The following is a 20,538-nucleotide window of genomic DNA, read 5'->3' as shown; positions in this document are numbered from 1 at the left end:
TGGAGTCCGAGTTGGGAGGGCGCGTGGCGATGGAGGCCGGCCCTCGAGACCGAGAGCAAGGATCGCGCGAGCACACCGCGCGTCCCGGCTCGGCGGACCCCGGTTGCGTGGTGCCCAGCCCCGCACAAGCGGAATCCGCCGAGAGCGCCGCCGACGGCGTGCGCGCCGCGGACGCGACACCGCCGCCGCTCGGTTCCACGGCGCTCGGCGCCTCGGGGTTGAGCCCGGACGGACCGGAGGACGGTTCCGTCGGAGCGGTGGCCGACGGCGGCGAGGTCGAGGTCGAACTGCGCCCCCAGCGCCGCCTGAGGATCTGGCAGCTCGCCCCCATCGTGATGCTCGCCGCGCTCGGCTCGCTGATGTTCGCCTTCCCGCTCGCCTTCGAATTCGGCGACGGCGGACCGGTCGTGGCCATGCTCGGACTCCTCATCAGCTGCTGTGCCGCGGGCTGGGGCATGATGGCGGCGCGCCGCGTCGGCCACACCTGGCCCGGGCTGCCCGGCAGGGGTTCGAGGGAACGCCCGGACTGGCGGGTGCTGGCCCTGTATGTGGGCGTCGCCGGTGTGCTGGTCGCGCTCGCCGTCTGGCGGGTCGCCCGGCTCCGCTGAGCGGGGCCGACCGCGCGGGGCGTCCCGGCCGGCTGTCGGTGCGCCCCCGTACGATTGACGTGTGAACACTGCGCCGATCGCCTTCCTCAAGGGTCACGGGACCCAGAACGACTTCGTGATCCTTCCCGACCCGGACAACGTCCTCGACCTGCCCGCGTCCGCGATCGCCCGGCTCTGCGACCGCCGCGCCGGAATCGGCGGCGACGGCGTGCTCCACGTGGTGCGCAGCGCGGCGCACCCGGAGGCGAAGGCCATGGCCGGCGAGGCCGAATGGTTCATGGACTACCGCAACGGCGACGGCAGCATCGCCGAGATGTGCGGCAACGGCGTGCGCGTCTTCGCCGGGTACCTGGAGCGCGCCGGGCTCGTCGACGAGGGCGACCTGGCCGTCGCCACCCGCGGCGGCGTCAAGAAGGTGCACATCGCCAAGGGTGGCGACATCACCGTCTCGATGGGGCGTGCCGCGCTTCCCGAGGCCGGGGTCACCGTCAGCGTGGACGGCAGGAGCTGGCCGGCGCGCAACGTGAACATGGGCAACCCGCACGCCGTCGCCTTCGTGGACGACCTGGCGCACGCCGGGGAACTGCGCTCGGCGCCCCCGTTCAGCCCCGAGGCCGTCTATCCGGACGGGGTGAACATCGAGTTCGTCGTGGACCGCGGGCCCGGCCATGTGGCGATGCGGGTCCATGAGCGGGGCGCGGGCGAGACCCTGTCCTGTGGCACCGGCGCCTGCGCGGTCGCCGTCGCCGCCGCCCGCCGCGACGGCGTGGACCCCGCGGTCACCGGCACCGCGGCCACGTACACCGTCGACCTTCCCGGCGGAACCCTGGTCATCACCGAGTACCCGGACGGCGAGATCGCGATGACCGGGGCCGCGGTGATCGTCGCCGAAGGCGTCGTCGACCCGGCCCTCCTGACCGGCTGACGAATGACCGCCTGACGAATGACCGGCTGACCGAGCCCGCCGGGGCGCCCGCCCGGCCCTGACCGAAAAGGTCGGGGCCGAAACGCCCATGGCCAAAACCTTCGCTCGAATGGGTGATCCGGTTCACGCTGAGCGAGAGCGGGACTGCGCCACGTGGTGGGGTCGGTAGCATCAAGCACCGGTCCAAGGGGGCACGCCAGTCCCTCCACCGCCGGTCGATGCCGCCGGAGGTACCCCATGAGTGCAGAGGCCACGAATCCTGGTGCTCAGAGCCGCCGTCGCGGCCGCCCCCGGATCGACCTCCGCCGACTGGGCCGCGCGGCACTGCTCGGCCCGGTCTCCCGGGACCGGCTGCCCGACGCCATCGGCCATGTCGCCGACGCCCACCGGGCCCACCACCCCGACGCCGACCTGGCCGTGCTGCACCGGGCGTACGTCCTGGCCGAGGCCTCCCACCGCGGCCAGTTCCGCAAGAGCGGCGAGCCCTACATCACGCATCCGCTCGCGGTGACCCTGATCCTCGCCGAACTGGGCGCGGAGACCACGACGTTGACCGCTTCCCTCCTCCACGACACGGTCGAGGACACCGAGGTGACACTCGATCAGGTGCGGGCCGAGTTCGGCGCGGAAGTCACCTATCTGGTGGACGGCGTCACGAAGTTGGAGAAGGTCGACTACGGCGCCGCCGCCGAACCCGAGACCTTCCGCAAGATGCTGGTCGCCACCGGCGACGACGTACGCGTGATGTCGATCAAACTCGCCGACCGGCTGCACAACATGCGCACCCTCGGCGTGATGCGCCCCGAGAAGCAGGCCCGCATCGCCAAGGTGACCAGGGACGTCCTGATCCCGCTCGCCGAACGCCTGGGGGTGCAGGCCCTCAAGTCGGAGCTGGAGGACCTGGTCTTCGCGATCCTGCACCCCGAGGAGTACGAACGCACCCGGATCCTGATCGCCGCCAACTCCGGCACCCCCGACCCCCTCACCGGCATCGCCGACGGCGTGCGCGGGGTGCTCCGCGAGGCAGGGATCAACGCCGAAGTGCTCATCAGACCGCGCCACTTCGTCTCGGTGCACCGGGTGCAGCTCAAGCGGGGCGAGCTGCGCGGAAGCGACTTCGGACGGCTGCTGGTGCTGGTCGCCGAGGACGCCGACTGCTATGCGGTCCTGGGCGAACTGCACACCTGTTTCACACCGGTCGTCTCCGAGTTCAAGGACTTCATCGCCTCACCCAAGTTCAACCTGTACCAGTCGCTCCACACGGCCGTCGTCGGCCCCGGCGGCGAAGTCGCCGAAGTCCTCATCCGTACGCACCAGATGCACAAGGTCGCCGAAGCCGGGGTCATCGCGCTCGGCAACCCCTACGCGGGAGGGATCGGCGACGGGCCGCAGCAGAGCGGCGACGAACGCGAGGACCCCACCCGGCCCGGCTGGCTCTCACGGCTCCTGGACTGGCAGCAGAACGCCCCCGACCCCGACACCTTCTGGTCCTCCCTGCGCGAGGAACTGGCGGGCGACAGCGAGATCACCGTCTTCTGCGCCGACGGCCACACCCTGGTCCTGCCGGCCGGCGCGAGCTGTGTGGACGCCGCGTACGCGCAGTATGGCGAGGTCGCCCACGGCTGTATCGGCGCCCGCGTCAACGGCCGCCTCGCCACGCTCAGTACGGTCCTGAACGACGGCGACACCGTACAACTGCTGCTCGCCCAGGACGCGGCGTCGGGGCCCTCCAGCGACTGGCTCGACCACGCGAGGACCCCGGCCGCCCGGATCGCGATCAGCGGCTGGCTCGCCGCCAACCCGGAGGGCGGCAAAGTGGCGTCGGCCGCGCCGCGCCCCCAGGTCAATGTGCCGGCCGACCGCCGGGGCGCCGCCAACGCGGTGACCGACCTGCCCGATGTGACGGTACGGCTCGCCGGTTGCTGCACCCCGGTGCCGCCCGACGCGGTGACCGGGTTCTCGGTCCGCGGGGCGGCGGTGACCGTCCACCGTCACGAATGTCCCGCCGTCGCCCGGATGAAGGCCGTCGGACGGCCGCCCGTGGAGGTGCGCTGGGGGGACGCCGCCGCATGCCGGGTCACCCTGGTCGCCGAGGCCTTCGGCCGCCCCCGCCTCCTCGCCGACCTCACGGAAGCCATCGCCACCGCCGACGCGGCCGTCATCTCGGCCACCGTGGAACCCCCCAGCGAACAACGCGTCCGGCACACCTACACCCTCCAACTCCCGGACGCGGCCGGGCTGCCCGCCCTGATGCGGGCCATGCGGGACGTCGCGGGCGTCTACGACGTGAGCCGGGCCCAGCATCCGGCGGCCGCCGGCTGACGCCGGTCCGCCCCCGGCTCCACCCCCGTTCGAGTGGCCCCCACGCGAGTCGCCCCGATGGCACCGGGTCCCGCTGATAGCGGTAGTCCATGCCGCTCACCCCCCGCCGTCCCCGCCCCCGCCATCTGCGTGCCGCGCTGCTGGTCGCAGCCGCGGCCTCCGTGGTCGCCGCGGCGCTGCCCGCCCCGGTGCCGCTGGGCATCGGGGACCCGTTGTTCCCGCAGCTCGGCAACCCCGGTTACGACGTGCTCTCGTACGACATCGGATTCTCCTATTCGGGGGACAACAGCAAGCCGATGGAGGCCGTCACCACCATCGACGCCGTCTCGACGGACGCCCTGGAGCGGATCAACCTCGACTTCGCGCGGGGCACCGTGCACGGCGTCGAGGTCAACGGACGCCCGGCGCGGTTCGCCAGTGCCGAAGAGGACCTGGTGATCACGCCGGAGACCCCCGTCCGCCCCGGTGAAGCGCTGCGGATCACGGTGCGGCACACCAGCGACCCCAACGCGGCGCTCGACGGCGGCTGGGTGCGCACCACCGACGGCCTGGTCATGGCCAACCAGGCCGACGCCGCCCACCGGGTCTTCCCCTGCAACGACCATCCCTCGGACAAGGCGTTCTTCACCTTCCGCGTAACCGCCCCCGAAGACGTGACGGTCGTGGCCAACGGGGTCCCGGTCGCCGGCGAACGCCAGGGCACCCGGATCGTCTCCACCTACCGCAGCAGCCACCCCATGGCGACCGAGCTGGCGCAGGTGTCGATCGGACGCTCGGCGGTACTGCACCGGGAGGGCCCGCACGGGCTGCCGATCCGCGACGTGGTCCCGGCGGTCGACAAGGACAAGCTGGAACCCTGGCTGGCGAAGACCCCCGGACACATCGAGTGGATGGAGCGCCAGGTCGGGCGCTATCCGTTCGAGACGTACGGGGTGCTCATCGCGGGCGCCGAGACGGGCTTCGAGCTGGAGACACAGACCCTGTCCCTGTTCGAGCGGTCACTGTTCGTGCGGCCCGAGTTCCCCGCCTGGTACATCGACTCGGTCATGGTCCACGAGCTGGCGCACCACTGGTTCGGCGACAGCGTCTCGCCCCGCACGTGGTCGGACCTCTGGCTGAACGAGGGGCACGCCACCTGGTACGAGGCGCGGTACGCGGAGGAGTTCGGCAAGCGGTCCATGGAGCAGCGGATGCGCGCCGCCTACGCGCTGTCCGACGGCTGGCGCGCCGCGGGCGGACCGCCGGCCGCGCCCCGGGCGGCCGAGCCCGGACAGAAGATCGGCATCTTCCGGCCGATCGTCTACGACGGCAGCGCCCTCGTCCTGTACGCCCTGCGCGAGGAGATCGGCACGAAGGCCTTCGAGCGCCTCGAACGCCGCTGGGTGCGCGACCACCGCGACTCCACGGCCACGACCGCCGACTTCGCCGCGCTGGCGTCCCGGATCTCCGGCCGCGGCCTGTCCGGCTTCTTCAAGGCGTGGCTGTACGGCGAGAAGACGCCGGCGATGCCCGGACACCCCGACTGGCACACCCAGGCACCCAAGCGCGGCTGACCGGCCCCCTTGCCGGGCCCGAAAACAGGGATGACGGCCCCGGCGGCACCGTGCGACCATCGGGTGTGTCGGCGGCGCGCCGAGGCCGATTCCGTCCGGGAATCATTGGGGCCCATTACGCGTTGTGACCGACACAGCCGGAATTCCCTCGGGAGCTCCGGTCCGGAAAACCCCAACGACGTAAAGGATCCAATGACCTCCTCTTCATCCCCTTCCCAGGACGAGCAGAGCTTCGCGGACACGCCCCGCACCGAGAGCCTTCGGGCCGATGCCCTGATGGAAGAGGACGTCGCCTGGAGCCACGAGATCGACGGAGCGCGGGACGGCGACCAGCTGGACCGCTCCGAGCGTGCCGCGCTGCGGCGCGTGGCGGGCCTGTCCACCGAGCTCGAGGACGTCACCGAGGTCGAGTACCGCCAGCTGCGCCTGGAGCGCGTGGTGCTGGTCGGCGTATGGACCACGGGGACGCTCCAGGACGCGGAGAACTCGCTCGCCGAGCTCGCGGCCCTCGCCGAGACGGCGGGCGCCCTGGTGCTCGACGGCGTCTACCAGCGCCGTGACAAGCCCGACCCGGCCACCTACATCGGCTCCGGCAAGGCGCAGGAGCTGCGGGACATCGTCCTGGAGACCGGCGCGGACACGGTGGTCTGCGACGGTGAGCTCAGCCCCGGCCAGCTCATCCACCTCGAAGACGTCGTCAAGGTCAAGGTGGTCGACCGGACCGCCCTGATCCTCGACATCTTCGCCCAGCACGCCAAGTCCCGTGAGGGCAAGGCGCAGGTCTCGCTGGCGCAGATGCAGTACATGCTGCCGCGGCTGCGCGGCTGGGGTCAGTCCCTGTCGCGTCAGATGGGCGGCGGCGGATCCAGCGGTGGCGGCGGCATGGCCACCCGCGGCCCCGGTGAGACCAAGATCGAGACGGACCGTCGGCGGATCCGCGAGAAGATGGCGAAGATGCGCCGGGAGATCGCGGAGATGAAGACCGGCCGCGAGATCAAGCGCCAGGAACGGCGCCGCAACAAGGTGCCCTCGGTCGCCATCGCGGGGTACACCAACGCCGGAAAGTCCTCGCTGCTCAACCGCCTCACGGGCGCGGGCGTGCTGGTGGAGAACTCGCTGTTCGCCACCCTCGACCCGACGGTCCGCCGGGCCGAGACGCCCAGCGGTCGGCTGTACACGCTGGCCGACACCGTCGGATTCGTACGGCATCTGCCGCACCACCTCGTCGAGGCGTTCCGCTCCACGATGGAGGAGGTCGGCGACTCCGACCTGATCCTGCACGTGGTGGACGGATCGCACCCGGCGCCGGAGGAGCAGCTCGCCGCGGTGCGCGAGGTGATCCGTGACGTCGGCGCGGTCGACGTGCCGGAGATCGTGGTCATCAACAAGGCGGACGCGGCGGACCCGGTCGTCCTCCAGCGACTGCTGCGCATCGAGCGGCACTCCCTGGCGGTCTCGGCCCGTACCGGTGAGGGCATCGAGGAGCTGCTCGCGCTCATCGACACCGAACTGCCGCGCCCCGCGATCGAGATCGAGGCGCTGGTGCCGTACACCCACGGGCAGCTGGTGGCCCGGGCGCACGCCGAGGGCGAGGTGATCTCCGAGGAGCACGTCGCGGAGGGCACCGTGCTCAAGGCCCGGGTGCACGAGGCTCTCGCCGCCGAGCTGGCGCCCTATGTGCCGGCCGCGCACTGACGGTCAAGTGCCGCCGCTGAACGGGTAGTTCACGCGGTTCGAGCGGCGAAAGGCCCGCCCCCATCCGGATGGGGGCGGGCCTTTCAGCGTGCGTGCTTCGCGCTGTCGAGCGGGTCGGTCACTGGCCGCCGTGCTTCGCGCTCATCGAGTCGAAGAGCGCCTTGGCGCCCGCGCCGAGCCGCGGGCCGGCCAGCCAGCCCGAAGTGACCGGGCCGATCGAGGTGTTGGAGACGAGCTGTAGCTTGCCGTCGGGGCCGTTCATGAACCAGCCGCCGCCCGAGGAGCCACCCGTCATGGTGCAGCCGATGCGGTACATAGCGGGGGTGCCGGGCGTGATGGAGAGCCGGCCCGGGCGGTCGACGCACTTGAACATCTGGAGGCCGTCGTAGGGCGGCGCCGCCGGGTAGCCCCAGGCGCCCATCGCGCTGACGGCGTGGGCGTCGGGCGCGGAGAAGTTGACGGTCAGGGCGTTGCCGACGGTCTCCTCGAGGGACTTGGTGCCGTTCTCCGGCTTCACATGCAGCACCGCGTAGTCGTAGGGCGCGCCGGTGCCGCCGGTCGGGCCGCCGTTCTGGATCCACTCATTGGACGTCGAGGCCCAGTCGGCCCAGAACACGCCGTAGGGGGCGATCTCCTGGGGGCGTGCGTTGTCGAGCGCCGCCGACGACTTGCCCTTGTCGTTGTAGGAGGGCACGAAGGCGATGTTGCGGTACCAGCCGCCGGAGCCGCCCTGGTGCACGCAGTGGCCCGCGGTCCACACCATGTTGGACCTGCCGGGGTGGGCCGGGTCCTTCACGACGGTGCCCGAGCAGACCATGGAGCCCTTGGGGGAGTCGAAGAACACCTTGCCGACCGGCGCCGCGTAGCTGTGGTACGGCAGCCTCTCCTGGACGGCCTTGACGGGCGCGGGCTCCGGGTCGGAGATGCCGCCGTTGACGTCACCGGTCGCCATGGTCTTCTGCGGGTCCTTGGCGGACTTCATCCGGTCCGGCTTCCACAGGCCGTCGATCACCGGGTTGACGAAGTCCTTGGCCTCACGCAGCCAGGTGTCCTTGTCCCAGTTCTGCCATCCGCCGTTCTTGTACTTGTCCAGGTCCACCCCGTGCTTCTTGAGGGTGTCGGCCAGGTCGGCGGGAGCGGTGGAGCCGCCGCCCTTGGCCGGGGCGGAGTTCGAGGCGGACGGCTTGCCGTCGGCCTCGTCCCCGCCCGGGCCGCACGCGGTGGCGGTCAGCGCGAGAGTCGCGGCCAGGCCGGTGACGGCGAGCAGCGGACGTATGGATCGCATGCGTATGGATCGCATGAAAGACGATTCCCCCTGATGAGCCTGCCCACAACGGGCAGGTTTTGCCATGTACTTGTCATTGCGATGGGCGGCCGTGCACTCGGCCGCCCACCGTGCGGCCCCCACTATGCCTGCTCGGCGAGGGGGGCGAGAACGGGGGTCCCGGCGTTCACAGGACCCCCGCAAGCCGCTTACCGCCCGGCGTACTTGGTGCTCACCGAGTCATAGACACCCTTGGCCTCCGCGCCCAGACGCGGCCCGGCCAGCCAGCCCGCCGTGACCGGCCCGATGGAGGTGTTGGAGACCAGCGAGGGCTTGCCGTCGGAGCCCGTGGCGATCCAGCCGCCGCCCGAGGAGCCACCGGTCATGGTGCAGCCGAGGCGGTACATCGTCGGCATGCTCGTGGCGAGCGAGAGCCGGCCCGGCCTGTCCTTGCACTGGTACAGCTTCTGGCCGTCGTACGGCGCCGCCGCCGGATAGCCGTTGGCCGTCATCGCGCCGATCTTCGGCACGGCCGGCGCGTTGAAGTCCACCGGGAGCGCCCCGCCGACCGTCTCCTCCAGGGACTTGCCGTTCGAGCCCTTCTCCGGCGTCATGTGCAGCACCGCGAAGTCATAGGGCGCGCCCTTGCCGCCGGTCGGGCCACCGCCCTCGATCCACTGCTGCGAGGTCTGCGCCCAGTCCGCCCAGTACACGCCGTACGGCGCGATCTGCGGCTTGGTGGCCTTCTGCAACTGGGAGGTCGGCAGGTTGGTGTTGTTGTACGAGGGGACGAAGGCGATGTTGCGGTACCAGCCGCCCTTGGCGCCCGCGTGCACACAGTGGCCCGCGGTCCACACCAGGTTGGACTTGCCGGGGTGCGCCGGGTCCTTGACGACGGTCGCGGAGCACACCATGGAGCCCTCGGGACCGTCGAAGAACAACTTGCCCAGCTCCGGCAGGCTCTGGTGGTACGGCGCCTTCACCGCGACCGCCTTCACCGGCGCCGGTACCGGGTCCGTCACGCCCTTGTCGCCGGAGATGTCATTGGGGACCGTCTTCTCCGGCGGCTTCTCCGCCTTGCGCATCCGGTCCGGGTCCCACAGGTCCTGGATGATCGGGTTGACGTAGTCCTTGGCCTCGCGCAGCCACGTGGCCCGGTCCCAGTTCCGCCACTCGCCGTTCTTCCACTTGTCCAGGTCGAACCCGTGCTTCTTCAGCCGCTCCTTGACGTCGTCCGGTATCTGGAGCTGGTCGGCGCCGCTCGCGGTCGCCGAGGCCGTCGGCTTGCCGTCGGCACTGGAATCGCCGGGACCACAGGCGGTCGCGGTCAGCGCGAGCGCGGCCGTCAGACCGAGGGCCGCGAGCCCGGGCACAACCCCGCGCCGCGCTCCCCTCCCCGCGCGCTCGGCGCTGGACGGGCGTGTCGGTCGCATGTCGCATTCCCCCTGGAACTTCGTCTTCACAGCGTCTTCGTCTTCTGAACTCGTAGATCTCGAACCGCGACACCGAGGACCGGTGCCGCCGTGCGGCCCCCACTATGCCGGTGTCGCCGGGGACGGTACGCGGCAGGGCCGCGGACGCGCCCCCGCCGACGAGGTCCGGCCGGCCCGGTAAGGCGAACCTTGCTTGAGGCCAAGGAACTTGGCCCCAAGCCGTGATCCGGCGGTGCCGGCGTCGTTGGTACGTACGGGGGACATCAGGACAGCGTTCAGCGTGGGCGTACGTGCCGCGCAACGGACGCGATACGGAACCGTCACAGCGGGAGGACCAGCAGCAGTGGCCGTGACCGAACCAGCTACGACGGCCCTGTCCGGCGCCCACGAGGGAATCCTGCGCAGGCAGTCCCTCCGGGAGTCGGCGGCCCGCACCTACGCCCGATCGCTGCCCATCGTGCCCGTGCGGGCCCGCGGCCTGACGATCGAGGGCGCGGACGGACGGCGCTATCTCGACTGCCTCTCGGGGGCGGGGACCCTGGCGCTCGGCCACAACCACCCCGTCGTGCTCGAAGCGATCCGCAAGGTCCTCGACTCGGGCGCCCCGCTGCAAGTCCTCGACCTCGCCACCCCGGTCAAGGACGCCTTCACCACGGAGCTCTTCGCCACCCTGCCGCGCCAACTCGCCGACACCGCACGGATCCAGTTCTGCGGACCGGCCGGCACGGACGCCGTGGAGGCCGCCCTCACACTGGTGCGCACCGCCACCGGACGCACCGGCATGCTCGCCTTCACCGGCGCCTACCACGGCATGACCGCGGGCGCCCTCGCCGTCTCCGGGGGCGCCCGCGACGTCCGGGTGACCCGGCTGCCCTACCCGCACAACTACCGCTGCCCGTACGGAGTCGGCGGCGAACGCGGAGCGGAGCTCGCCGCCCGCTGGACCGAGAACCTCCTCGACGACCCCAAGTCCGGCGTGCCCGCACCGGCCGGGATGATCCTCGAACCGGTGCAGGGGGAGGGCGGGGTGCACCCGGCGCCCGACGCCTGGATGCGTCGCATGCGCGAGATCACCGCGAGCCGCTCCATCCCGCTGATCGCCGACGAGGTGCAGACGGGCGTCGGCCGCACCGGCACCTTCTGGGCCGTCGAACACAGCGGCGTGGTGCCCGATGTGATGGTGCTCTCCAAGGCCATCGGCGGCTCGCTGCCGCTCGCCGTGATCGTCTACCGGGACGGCCTCGACACCTGGAAACCGGGCGCCCACGCCGGCACGTTCCGCGGCAACCAGCTCGCCATGGCGGCAGGCGCCGCCACCCTCGCACATGTCCGCGAGAACCGGCTCGCCGACCGCGCGGCGGTCCTCGGAGCCCGCATGCTCGGCCAGTTGCAGGGGCTCGCCGCCGAGCATCCCTGCGTCGGCGACGTACGCGGCCGGGGCCTGATGATCGGTGTGGAACTCGTCGACCCCGAGCGCGAGGACCTCGGCTCCGGCGATCCGCCGCCACCCGACCCCGCGCTCGCCGCCGTCGTCCAGCAGGAGTGTCTGCGACGCGGCCTCATCGTCGAACTCGGCGGCCGCCACTCCAGCGTCGTACGCCTGCTGCCCCCGCTCACCCTCACCGACGAGCAGGCCGTGGCCGTCCTCGACCGGCTCGCCGACGCGGTGGCCGCCGCCGCCCGCGCCCCGCACCCGCGAGCCGACCCGGAGGCCGGCGCCCGCCACCGGGCCGGGACCGGACCGGCCCACTGATCCCGGACCACCCCCAGCTCCCAAGGAAGACCGCCGTGAACCCCACCCCAGCCCCCGAAGCGCACGAGGCCGACGGCCCGGTCGGCGCCGACCGCGGCCCGGCCGCCGAGCCGACGACGGTGCCGCGCCAGAAGGCCGGGATCCACGGCGAACGACTGACCGCCCGCGACGAACACGACCCGCTCGACGCCGCCGACCCCAAGGCCGCCGCCGAAGCGGCCGCCGTCGAGAACCTGTTGCGCTGCTGGGTGCGCGAGAACGACCTGGCCGCACCCGACGGGCCACTCCTGCGCATCGCGCTGCCCGCCAGCGGCACCGCCCTGCTCGTGCCCGTCCGGTACTGGTCGCCCACCGGCTGGCACCGGTTCGACCGGCCCACCCTGCACGGCGCCCGCGCCGACGCGCAGGCCGCCGACGCCGTCACCGTCGCCGCCCTCCTCGGCCGCGAGGCGGGCCTGAGCCAGAGCGCCGACCTGGTGGGGCGCGTCGCCGACTCGGTGCGCCGCACCGCCGACTTCATCGCCGACCGGCGCGAGCGACCCGGCCCGCGCGAGAGCGCCGACCTCTTCCTCACCGCCGAACAGTCCCTCCTCCTCGGCCACCCCCTGCACCCCACCCCGAAGAGCCGCGAAGGCCTCTCCGACGCCGAAGTGCGCCGCTACTCGCCCGAGTTGTACGGCTCCTTCCCGCTGCACTGGATGGCCGTCGACCCCGCCGTCCTCGCCTCCGACTCGGCCTGGACCGAGGACGGCCGCACCGTCCCCGCCGCGGAACTCGCCCTCCGCTTCACGGACGGCCTCCAACTGCCGCCCGGGACCGTCCCGTTGCCCCTGCACCCCTGGCAGGCCCGCGACATCGTCCAGCGCCCCGCCGTCGCAGCCCTCCTCGACGCCGGACTCCTCCACGACCTGGGCCCGCACGGCGAGCCCTGGCACCCCACGTCGTCCGTGCGCACCGTGCACCGCCCCGGCGCCGACGCCATGCTCAAACTGTCGCTCGGCGTACGCATCACCAACTCCCGCCGGGAGAACCTCCGCAAGGAACTCCACCGGGGCGTCGAGGTGCACCGCCTGCTGCGATCCGGGCTCGGCGACGAGTGGCGGGCGGCCCATCCCTGCTTCGACATCGTCCGCGATCCCGCCTGGCTCGCCGTCGACACCCCCGACGGCGAGGCGCTGCCCGGCCTTGACGTCATGCTCCGCCACAATCCGTTCGCCCCCGGCGACGACGCGGTCTGCATCGCCGCGCTCACCGCGCCACGACCCATGCCGGGCCGCACCGGAACGCACTCGCGCCTCTCTGACGTGGTGCTCCGGCTCGCCACCCGCACCGGCCGGCCCACCCCCGCGGTCTGCGCCGAGTGGTTCCTGCGCTACCTCGACCAGGTCGTACGCCCGCTGCTCTGGCTGGACGGCACGGTGGGCATCGCCCTGGAGGCCCACCAGCAGAACACCCTGGTCCTGCTCGACCCCGACGGCTGGCCCGTCGGCGGCCGCTACCGCGACAACCAGGGCTACTACTTCCGCGACTCGCGCCGTGCCGCCCTGGAGCGCCGACTGCCGGGCATCGGCGCCACCAGCGACACCTTCGTGCCCGACGCCGTCACCGATGAACGCTTCGCCTACTACCTCGGCATCAACAACATCCTCGGCCTCATCGGGGCCTTCGGCGCCCAGCACCTCGCCGACGAGCGGGTCCTGCTCGCCGCCCTGCGCCGGTTCCTCGCCCGGGCCACCGACCTCGGCTCACCCCTCCCCGCCCTCCTGCTGGACAGTCCGACGCTGCGCTGCAAGGCCAATCTGCTGACCCGGCTGCACGGCCTCGACGAACTCGTCGGCCCCGTCGACACCCAGTCCGTCTACGTCACCCTCACCAACCCCCTGCACACGCAGGGAACGTGACCCGTACGAACCGCTGAGAGGAGCGTCGCCGTGCCTCCCACCGATGCCGGCACAGGCCCCGCCGCCCCCCAGGGGGAGGGGGCCGAGGACACCCTGGACCTCCAGCTGCCCGAGGAACTGCTCGCCCTGCTCGACGGGGCGGACACCACCGGGCCGGGCGGGCCGGAGCCCCATGAGGCGCGGTCCGGCGGCCCGCGGCGACCGGGCGAGCCGATCCCCGAGAGCCCCAATTCCCGCGCGGGCAGGCCGAGTTCAGGGATCGGCCCGGGTGGCCCCGCACTCCCCGCCGGGTCCTCGCCCCCGAAAGGCCCGGCCCTCTTGCGCGCACCCCTGGCCAGCGCGGTTGAACCGGCCGCTCCCGGCCCCACCGCGCTACCGGGGGCAGGGACGGGCACGGCCTCCCGAAGGCCCGGCCCGGTCGTGGAGGACCTGCTCGACTCACCCGGCGACTGGACGCCCGCCACGACGCCGCTCGGCGCGTTCCACCTCGTACCCGTACGTCTCGAACGTGACCTCGCCCTCCTGACCCAGTGGATGAACGACCCCGCGGTGGCCGCCTTCTGGAACCTGGCGGGACCCGACTCCGTCACCGCCGCCCATGTGCGCGAACTACTGGACGGCGACGGCCGCAGCGTGCCCTGTCTTGGCGTCCTCGACGGCACCCCCATGAGCTACTGGGAGATCTACCGAGCGGACCTGGACCCGCTGGCCCGGCACTATCCGGCCCGCCCCCACGACACCGGGGTCCATCTGCTCGTCGGTGGCGTCGGCGACCGCGGCCGGGGCGTCGGCACCCTGCTGCTCAGGGCCCTCGCCGACCTGATCCTCGACAACCGTCCGCACTGCCCCCGCGTGATCGCCGAACCCGATCTGCGCAACACCCCCTCCGTCTCCGCGTTCCTCAGCGCGGGCTTCCGCTTCCACGCGGAGGTCGACCTGCCCGACAAGCGCGCCGCCCTGATGGTCCGCGACCGCGCGCTCAGGAACCTGCTGTGAACGCCCCGCTCCGCATACCCCACCCGCCCCGAATCGGTTCCACCGCCGAGGAGACTTTGTGCCGAACCCTCCTTCCCCCCGTGACTCCCGCGGCCTCCTCGACACCGAAGCCCCGTCCGGGCTGCTTGCGCCGCCCGAGCTGAACCGCGAGGCCTGGGACCGTGCGGGACGCCTCCTCCTCGCGAAGATGGTCGGCGCCTTCGCGTACGAGGAGATCGTGCGTCCCATGGTGGACCCCACCACTGACAACGCCGGTCGGCCCGAGAAAAGCCCAGCTCAGTACGGGTTCACGGGCCACTACGGGTTCGCCCTGGACGACGGCAGCACCCTCACCTTCCTCGCCCGGCGCGGTGCGTACGGCGGCTGGCAGGTCGACCCCGACTCCCTCCGCCGGACCGAGCGGGCTCAGGGAGCCAAGGGCGCTCAGGGCGTCGAGAGGGCTCACGGGGTCGAGCGGACTCGGGGAGCCGGACGCGACGGCGCCCTCAGCGGGGCCGGCTCACCGCTCACGCGCCCCGAACCCTTCGGCGACCCCATCCGCTTCCTCGCGCTCGCCCGGCGAACCCTCGGCGTGGACGGCGCGACCTTCGGCCACCTCGTGCGGGAACTCACCGCCACCCTCGCCGCGGACACCCGCCTGCACTCCACGGCGCTGCCCGCGGCCCGCCTCGCCGACCTGGGCTACGCCGAGCTGGAGGGCCACCAGAGCGGCCATCCCTGGCTCGTGCTCAACAAGGGCCGACTGGGTTTCTCCGCCGACGACGCCGCGCGCTGGAACCCGGAAGCCCGCACTCCGGCCACCCTGCCCTGGATCGCGGTCCGCACGGACCTCGCCGGCTACCGCGGTGTCGCAGCCCTCGCCACCCCCGACCTGCTCTACGCCCGTGAGCTCGACGCCACCGTCCGCGAGGCGTTCGCCGCGGCACTGCGGGCCCGGGGCCTCGATCCGGCGGCCTACCTCTATCTGCCCGTCCACCCCTGGCAGTGGACGGAGATGATCCTGCCGCTCTTCGCGCCCGCCGTCGCCGACAACGCCATCGTGCCGCTCCCCACCGACGGCGACGTACGCCTGCCCCAGCAGTCCATCCGCACCTTCCTGAACCTCACCCGGCCCGAGCGGCACACGGTGAAGCTGCCGCTGTCCATCCTCAACACCCTGGTCTGGCGCGGCCTGCCGACCGAGCGCACCGTGGCCGCGCCGGCCGTCACGGCCTGGGTGCAGGGCCTGTGCGCGAAGGACCCCTTCCTGCGGGACGAATGCCGGGTCATCCTCCTCGGCGAGGTCGCCTCCGTCGCGGTGGAACACCCCGTCTACGACCGCATCGCCGAAGTCCCCTACCAGTACAAGGAGTTGCTCGGAGCGATCTGGCGCGAGCCGCTGCTGCCGAAGCTGGAGCCGGGCGAACGGGCCCGTACCCTGGCCGCGCTCCTGAGCACCGACCCCGAGGGCCGGGCCTTCACGGCCGAACTCGTCGCCCGCTCGGGCCTCGAACCCCGGGTGTGGCTGCGCCGGCTCTTCGGCGCCCTGCTGCCGCCGCTCCTGCGCTTCCTGTACCGCTACGGCACGGTGTTCTCGCCGCACGGGGAGAACGCCATCGTCGTCTTCGACGACCGGGACGTGCCCGTACGGCTCGCGATCAAGGACTTCGTCGACGACATCAACGTGAGCGCCGAGCACCTCCCCGAGCACGACTCGATGCCCGAGGACGTGCGGAACATCCTGCTCACCGAGCGGCCCTCCTTCCTCACCCAGTTCATTCATTCGGGGCTCTTCGTGGGCGTCTTCCGGTTCCTGGCCCCGCTCTGCGAGGACCAACTGGGCGTCGCGGAGGCCGAGTTCTGGGCCCTGGTGCGCGACGAGATCCTGCGCCACCAGACCCGCTTCCCCGACGACAAGGACCGCTACGAGACGTTCGACCTGCTCACGCCCGTGATCGACCGGCTCTGCCTGAACCGGAACCGACTGCACACCGACGGCTACCGGGACCGCCCCGAGCGGCCGCACGCCACCGTTTACGGCACCGTGGCGAACCCGCTCGCTCCGATGGAGTGAATCGGATTGTCAGTGGCGCGCCGTAGGGTGGTCTGGCTATGACAAAGCCTTCACTCCCCGAGCTCCTGCACGCCGCCGTGACCGCCGTCGGCGGCGTGGAGCGGCCTGGCCAGGTCACCATGGCCACCGCCGTCGCCGACGCCGTCGACGACAGCTCCCACCTGCTGGTCCAGGCCGGAACGGGCACCGGAAAGTCCCTGGGCTATCTGGTGCCGGCCCTGGCGCACGGGGAGCGCGTCGTGATCGCCACCGCGACGCTGGCGCTCCAGCGCCAACTCGTGGAGCGCGACCTGCCCCGCACCGTGGACGCGCTGCACCCGCTGCTGCGCCGCCGGCCGCAGTTCGCCATGCTCAAGGGCCGCTCCAACTACCTGTGTCTGCACCGCCTCCACGAGGGCGCCCCGCAGGACGAGGACGAGGGCCTCTTCGACCAGTTCGAATCGGCCGCGCCCACCAGCAAGCTGGGCAAGGACCTCCTCAGGATGCGGGACTGGGCGGACGAGACGGAGACCGGTGATCGCGACGACCTGACGCCGGGCGTCTCGGACAAGGCGTGGAGCCAGGTCTCGGTGTCCTCCCGCGAATGCCTGGGCGCCTCGAAGTGCGCCTATGGCGCGGAGTGCTTCGCGGAGATGGCCCGGGAGCGCGCCAAGCTCTCCGATGTCGTCGTCACCAACCACGCCCTGCTCGCCATCGACGCGATCGAGGGCGCCCCGGTCCTGCCGCAGCACGAGGTCCTGATCGTCGACGAGGCACACGAGCTGGTCTCCCGGGTCACCGGCGTCGCCACCGGCGAGCTCACTCCCGGCCAGGTCAACCGGGCCGTGCGGCGCAGCGCCAAGCTGGTCAACGAGAAGGTGGCCGACGGCCTCCAGACCGCCGCCGAAGGCTTCGAGCGGATCATGGAGCTGGCGCTGCCGGGGCGCTTGGAGGAGATCCCGGAGGACCTCGGCTATGCGCTCATGGCGCTGCGCGACGCCGCCCGGGAGGTCGTCTCGGCGCTCGGCTCCACCCGTGACAAGTCCGTCCAGGACGAGGACGCCGTGCGCAAGCAGGCCCTCGCGATGGTCGAGACGGTGCACGGCGTGGCGGAGCGCATCACCAACGGCTCCGAGTGGGACGTCGTCTGGTACGAGCGCCACGACCGCTTCGGCGCGTCACTGCGGGTCGCCCCGCTGTCGGTGTCGGGTCTGCTCAGAGAGAAGCTCTTCAACGACCGCTCGGTCGTCCTGACCTCGGCCACCCTCAAGCTGGGCGGGGACTTCAACGGGGTGGGCGCCTCCCTCGGCCTCTCCCCGGAGGGCACCACCGGCGAGGACGTCCCGCAGTGGAAGGGCCTGGACGTGGGCTCGCCCTTCGACTATCCCAAGCAGGGCATCCTGTACGTCGCCAAGCACCTGGCCACGCCCGGCCGCGAGGGTTCGCGGGGCGACATGATGGACGAGTTGGCCGAGCTGGTGGAGGCGGCCGGCGGCCGCACCCTCGGTCTGTTCTCCTCGATGCGGGCGGCGCAGGCCGCCGCCGAGGAACTGCGGGGGCGCCTCGACCATCCGATCCTGCTCCAGGGCGAGGAGACGCTGGGCGAGCTGATCAGGAACTTCGCGGCCGACCCCAAGACCTGTCTGTTCGGCACCCTGTCGCTGTGGCAGGGCGTGGACGTGCCCGGGCCGAGCTGTCAGCTCGTGGTCATGGACCGCATCCCCTTCCCGCGCCCCGACGACCCGCTGATGAGCGCCCGCCAGAAGGCAGTCGAGGAGGGCGGCGGCAACGGCTTCATGGCCGTGGCCGCGACCCATGCGGCGCTGTTGATGGCTCAGGGCGCGGGCCGGCTCGTCCGGGCGACCGGCGACCGGGGCGTGGTCGCGGTGCTCGACCCGAGGCTGGCCAACGCCCGCTACGGCAGCTATCTGCGGGCCTCGCTGCCCAACTTCTGGTACACCACGGACCGCAACCAGGCGCGCCGCTCGCTCGCCGCCATCGACGCGGCGGCCGCGGCCGAGGGGAAGTAGCGCGCTCGGGCCGGTGCCGGGGGACTGGTGCCGCCGGGGGCTCTGGAGACACAGCAGGGCCCCGGGACCGGCGCAGAGGGTCCCGGGGCCCGGTCAGGGGCCGACGCGGGGGTCAGACGCGCCGGAGCACCGCCACGACCTTGCCCAGGATGGTCGCGTCGTCGCCGGGAATCGGCTGGTAGGCGGCGTTGTGCGGGAGCAGCCAGATGTGGTTGTCCTCGCGCTTGAAGCGCTTGACGGTGGCCTCGCCGTCCAGCATCGCCGCCACGATGTCGCCGTTCTCGGCCACCGGCTGGCGGCGGACCGTCACCCAGTCCCCGTCACAGATGGCGGCTTCGATCATCGAATCGCCGACGACCTTGAGGACGAACAGCTCGCCGTCGCCCACCAGCTGGCGGGGGAGCGGGAAGACGTCCTCGACCGACTCCTCCGCCAGGATCGGGCCACCGGCGGCGATCCGGCCGACCAGCGGCACATAGGACGCGGCGGGCTTGCCCGCGGTGTCGGTGGCCTGGCTGCTCGGCTGGTCGGAGCCGCGGACCTCGTAGGCGCGCGGCCGGTGCGGGTCGCGGCGCAGGAAGCCCTTGCGCTCGAGGGCCATCAGCTGGTGGGCGACGGACGAGGTGCTGGAGAGGCCGACGGCCTGACCGATCTCCCGCATCGACGGGGGGTAGCCACGCCGCTGCACGGAGTCCCGGATGACTTCGATGACCCTGCGCTGCCGGTCGGTGAGGCCGGAACTGTCCGCCCTGATCCCTGGGGGCCGGCCTGGCAGCGAGCGGGCGGGCCGCGTGGCGTCCGCCCCCTGGTTGGTGACTGCGTCGTTCATGGCATGCACCGGCTCACGTCGGGTCTGGGAGCGGTCCTGGGCAGTGATGGTGGCACTGTCTGCGGTGGTGGTCACGTCGGCCCCTCTCGAATTGGTCTCCCTAGCTGGACAACGGTAGTGGCTTTCGAAAGGTTGCGCCAAACACACGTTCGAGTGAAAAATCGCAGAACGCGCTGCGTGGCCTTATGGGTGGGTGTATGTGCGACTCCCGATTGGGGGCCCGTCGAACGTCAATTCGGGCCATTACGGTACCGTTCAGCGCCGAGGCGGGCGCCTGATGAGCTCCCCTCGAAGGCCCTTCGGGGCAGCCGCCGCGTGTCGCGTGCGACGACGGCGTGCCGGCGCCAGTCTGTCACCCGGCACCCCGCGATCCCCCGGTGCGACGCGCGTCCCGTAAGGTCTTGGGCGGCCGGAAATCGCCGGGCCGGACCGGGGAGCCGCCGACACGCGGTAGGGGCCGGATAAGCAGCAAAACCCTAGATCTAGTGGTTGGATTGGTACAGCCGCCCAGAAGTTGTGGTCCATGGTCCATCAAGACCCTGGCCATCGCCTATGCTTGTGGTCGCTTCGCGGGCGGATTCCAGGCCTGGTGAGGCTATTCAGTCGTGCTGTGAAGGAGGGTTGGGAACCATGCACTGCCCCTTCTGTAGGCACCCCGACAGCCGTGTCGTCGACAGTCGTACGACTGACGACGGCACGTCGATCCGGCGGCGCCGCCAGTGCCCCGACTGCTCCCGTCGCTTCACGACGGTGGAGACGGCCTCGCTGATGGTCATCAAGCGCTCCGGCGTGACCGAGCCCTTCAGCCGGACCAAGGTCATCTCCGGCGTCCGCAAGGCGTGCCAGGGGCGGCCGGTCACCGAGGACGCCCTCGCCCAGCTCGGCCAGCGCGTCGAGGAAGCGGTGCGGGCCACCGGCAGTGCCGAGCTGACCACCCATGACGTGGGCCTGGCCATACTGGGCCCGTTGCAGGAGCTCGACCTCGTCGCGTACCTGCGCTTCGCGTCCGTGTACCGGGCGTTCGACACGCTCGAAGACTTCGAGGCGGCCATCGTGGAACTCCGCGAGCGGCAGCCTCGGGACAATCCATCAGACGAGTGCGTGGCCGGCGCGACCCCCGAGGTCCCCGTGCCCGCCACCGCTGCCGACTGACCGAGGGGCCCGGGCGGGCTCGCGGTCGCCGATCGGCGGCAATCC

At 72.0% G+C, this 20,538-nt stretch carries 14 protein-coding genes; 11 read left to right on the top strand and 3 right to left on the bottom strand.

Going from position 1 to position 20,538, the window contains the following annotated elements; genetic code table 11:
• The first annotated feature begins 29 nt into the window (after positions 1-29).
• The 5 genes from DWB77_RS10220 to hflX all read left to right on the top strand — a co-directional run bounded on the left by DWB77_RS10220 (position 30) and on the right by hflX (position 7,103).
• The gene (locus tag DWB77_RS10220) at positions 30-608 is read left to right on the top strand and encodes a hypothetical protein (protein ID WP_428985189.1); all 579 of its coding nucleotides are present in this window, start codon (positions 30-32) and stop codon (positions 606-608) included.
• 61 nt (positions 609-669) lie between these two features.
• On the top strand, positions 670-1,533 hold the full coding sequence (dapF, locus tag DWB77_RS10215) for a diaminopimelate epimerase (protein ID WP_120720951.1): 864 nt from the start codon (positions 670-672) through the stop codon (positions 1,531-1,533).
• A 237-nt stretch (positions 1,534-1,770) separates the two neighbouring features.
• Positions 1,771-3,855 (top strand): RelA/SpoT family protein, encoded by a 2,085-nt coding sequence (locus DWB77_RS10210; protein WP_120720950.1) that lies wholly within the window; start codon positions 1,771-1,773, stop codon positions 3,853-3,855.
• A gap of 89 nt (positions 3,856-3,944) precedes the next feature.
• A complete protein-coding gene (locus tag DWB77_RS10205) occupies positions 3,945-5,408 on the top strand; it encodes a M1 family metallopeptidase (protein ID WP_120720949.1) in 1,464 nt (487 codons plus the stop codon).
• A 192-nt stretch (positions 5,409-5,600) separates the two neighbouring features.
• Positions 5,601-7,103, top strand: coding sequence for a GTPase HflX (hflX, locus tag DWB77_RS10200; RefSeq protein WP_120720948.1), 1,503 nt, complete (start codon positions 5,601-5,603; stop codon positions 7,101-7,103).
• Between the two features lie 118 nt (positions 7,104-7,221).
• Here the strand turns inward: hflX and DWB77_RS10195 are convergent, their stop codons facing one another.
• The gene (locus DWB77_RS10195) at positions 7,222-8,388 is read right to left on the bottom strand and encodes a trypsin-like serine peptidase (RefSeq protein WP_120720947.1); all 1,167 of its coding nucleotides are present in this window, start codon (positions 8,386-8,388) and stop codon (positions 7,222-7,224) included.
• Between the two features lie 188 nt (positions 8,389-8,576).
• Positions 8,577-9,800: a trypsin-like serine peptidase gene (locus tag DWB77_RS10190; RefSeq protein ID WP_174248532.1), complete on the bottom strand. Its 1,224-nt coding sequence runs from the start codon at positions 9,798-9,800 to the stop codon at positions 8,577-8,579.
• A 343-nt stretch (positions 9,801-10,143) separates the two neighbouring features.
• On the opposite strand from DWB77_RS10190, the gene DWB77_RS10185 reads away from it, so the two are divergent.
• The 5 genes from DWB77_RS10185 (at position 10,144) to DWB77_RS10165 (ending at position 18,512) form a co-directional block, all read left to right on the top strand.
• Positions 10,144-11,553 carry a diaminobutyrate--2-oxoglutarate transaminase family protein gene (locus tag DWB77_RS10185; protein ID WP_120720946.1) on the top strand — a complete coding sequence of 470 codons (1,410 nt, stop codon included), beginning with the start codon at positions 10,144-10,146 and terminating at the stop codon, positions 11,551-11,553.
• A gap of 35 nt (positions 11,554-11,588) precedes the next feature.
• Positions 11,589-13,454, top strand: a complete 1,866-nt coding sequence (locus DWB77_RS10180; RefSeq protein WP_120720945.1) for an IucA/IucC family protein — start codon at positions 11,589-11,591, stop codon at positions 13,452-13,454.
• A 30-nt stretch (positions 13,455-13,484) separates the two neighbouring features.
• On the top strand, positions 13,485-14,450 hold the full coding sequence (locus DWB77_RS10175) for a GNAT family N-acetyltransferase (protein ID WP_246033487.1): 966 nt from the start codon (positions 13,485-13,487) through the stop codon (positions 14,448-14,450).
• Positions 14,451-14,571: 121 nt separating this feature from the next.
• A complete protein-coding gene (locus tag DWB77_RS10170) occupies positions 14,572-16,503 on the top strand; it encodes an IucA/IucC family protein (protein WP_246033838.1) in 1,932 nt (643 codons plus the stop codon).
• A gap of 38 nt (positions 16,504-16,541) precedes the next feature.
• Positions 16,542-18,512, top strand: coding sequence for an ATP-dependent DNA helicase (locus DWB77_RS10165; protein ID WP_120720944.1), 1,971 nt, complete (start codon positions 16,542-16,544; stop codon positions 18,510-18,512).
• 112 nt (positions 18,513-18,624) lie between these two features.
• Here DWB77_RS10165 and lexA read toward each other — a convergent pair whose 3' ends face one another.
• The gene (gene lexA, locus DWB77_RS10160) at positions 18,625-19,416 is read right to left on the bottom strand and encodes a transcriptional repressor LexA (RefSeq protein ID WP_120720943.1); all 792 of its coding nucleotides are present in this window, start codon (positions 19,414-19,416) and stop codon (positions 18,625-18,627) included.
• A gap of 555 nt (positions 19,417-19,971) precedes the next feature.
• Between lexA and nrdR the strand changes: the two genes are divergently transcribed.
• Positions 19,972-20,493: a transcriptional regulator NrdR gene (nrdR, locus tag DWB77_RS10155; protein WP_120720942.1), complete on the top strand. Its 522-nt coding sequence runs from the start codon at positions 19,972-19,974 to the stop codon at positions 20,491-20,493.
• Positions 20,494-20,538: the final 45 nt, after the last annotated feature.

It is taken from the genome of Streptomyces hundungensis, from assembly GCF_003627815.1.
In the GTDB taxonomy this organism is placed as follows: domain Bacteria; phylum Actinomycetota; class Actinomycetes; order Streptomycetales; family Streptomycetaceae; genus Streptomyces; species Streptomyces hundungensis_A.
The sequence above is the reverse complement of the archived record's forward strand: the minus strand, read 5'-3'. Positions and strand labels throughout refer to the sequence as shown.

Bases quoted from the DNA above. Each gene is read 5' to 3' on its own strand.
- DWB77_RS10190 (WP_174248532.1), bottom strand. From the start codon at position 9,800: ATGCGACCGACACGCCCGTCCAGCGCCGAGCGCGCGGGGAGGGGAGCG.
- DWB77_RS10210 (WP_120720950.1), top strand. From the start codon at position 1,771: ATGAGTGCAGAGGCCACGAATCCTGGTGCTCAGAGCCGCCGTCGCGGC.
- DWB77_RS10205 (WP_120720949.1), top strand. From the start codon at position 3,945: ATGCCGCTCACCCCCCGCCGTCCCCGCCCCCGCCATCTGCGTGCCGCG.
- DWB77_RS10195 (WP_120720947.1), bottom strand. From the start codon at position 8,388: ATGCGATCCATACGTCCGCTGCTCGCCGTCACCGGCCTGGCCGCGACT.
- DWB77_RS10220 (WP_428985189.1), top strand. From the start codon at position 30: ATGGAGGCCGGCCCTCGAGACCGAGAGCAAGGATCGCGCGAGCACACC.
- nrdR (WP_120720942.1), top strand. From the start codon at position 19,972: ATGCACTGCCCCTTCTGTAGGCACCCCGACAGCCGTGTCGTCGACAGT.
- hflX (WP_120720948.1), top strand. From the start codon at position 5,601: ATGACCTCCTCTTCATCCCCTTCCCAGGACGAGCAGAGCTTCGCGGAC.
- DWB77_RS10165 (WP_120720944.1), top strand. From the start codon at position 16,542: ATGACAAAGCCTTCACTCCCCGAGCTCCTGCACGCCGCCGTGACCGCC.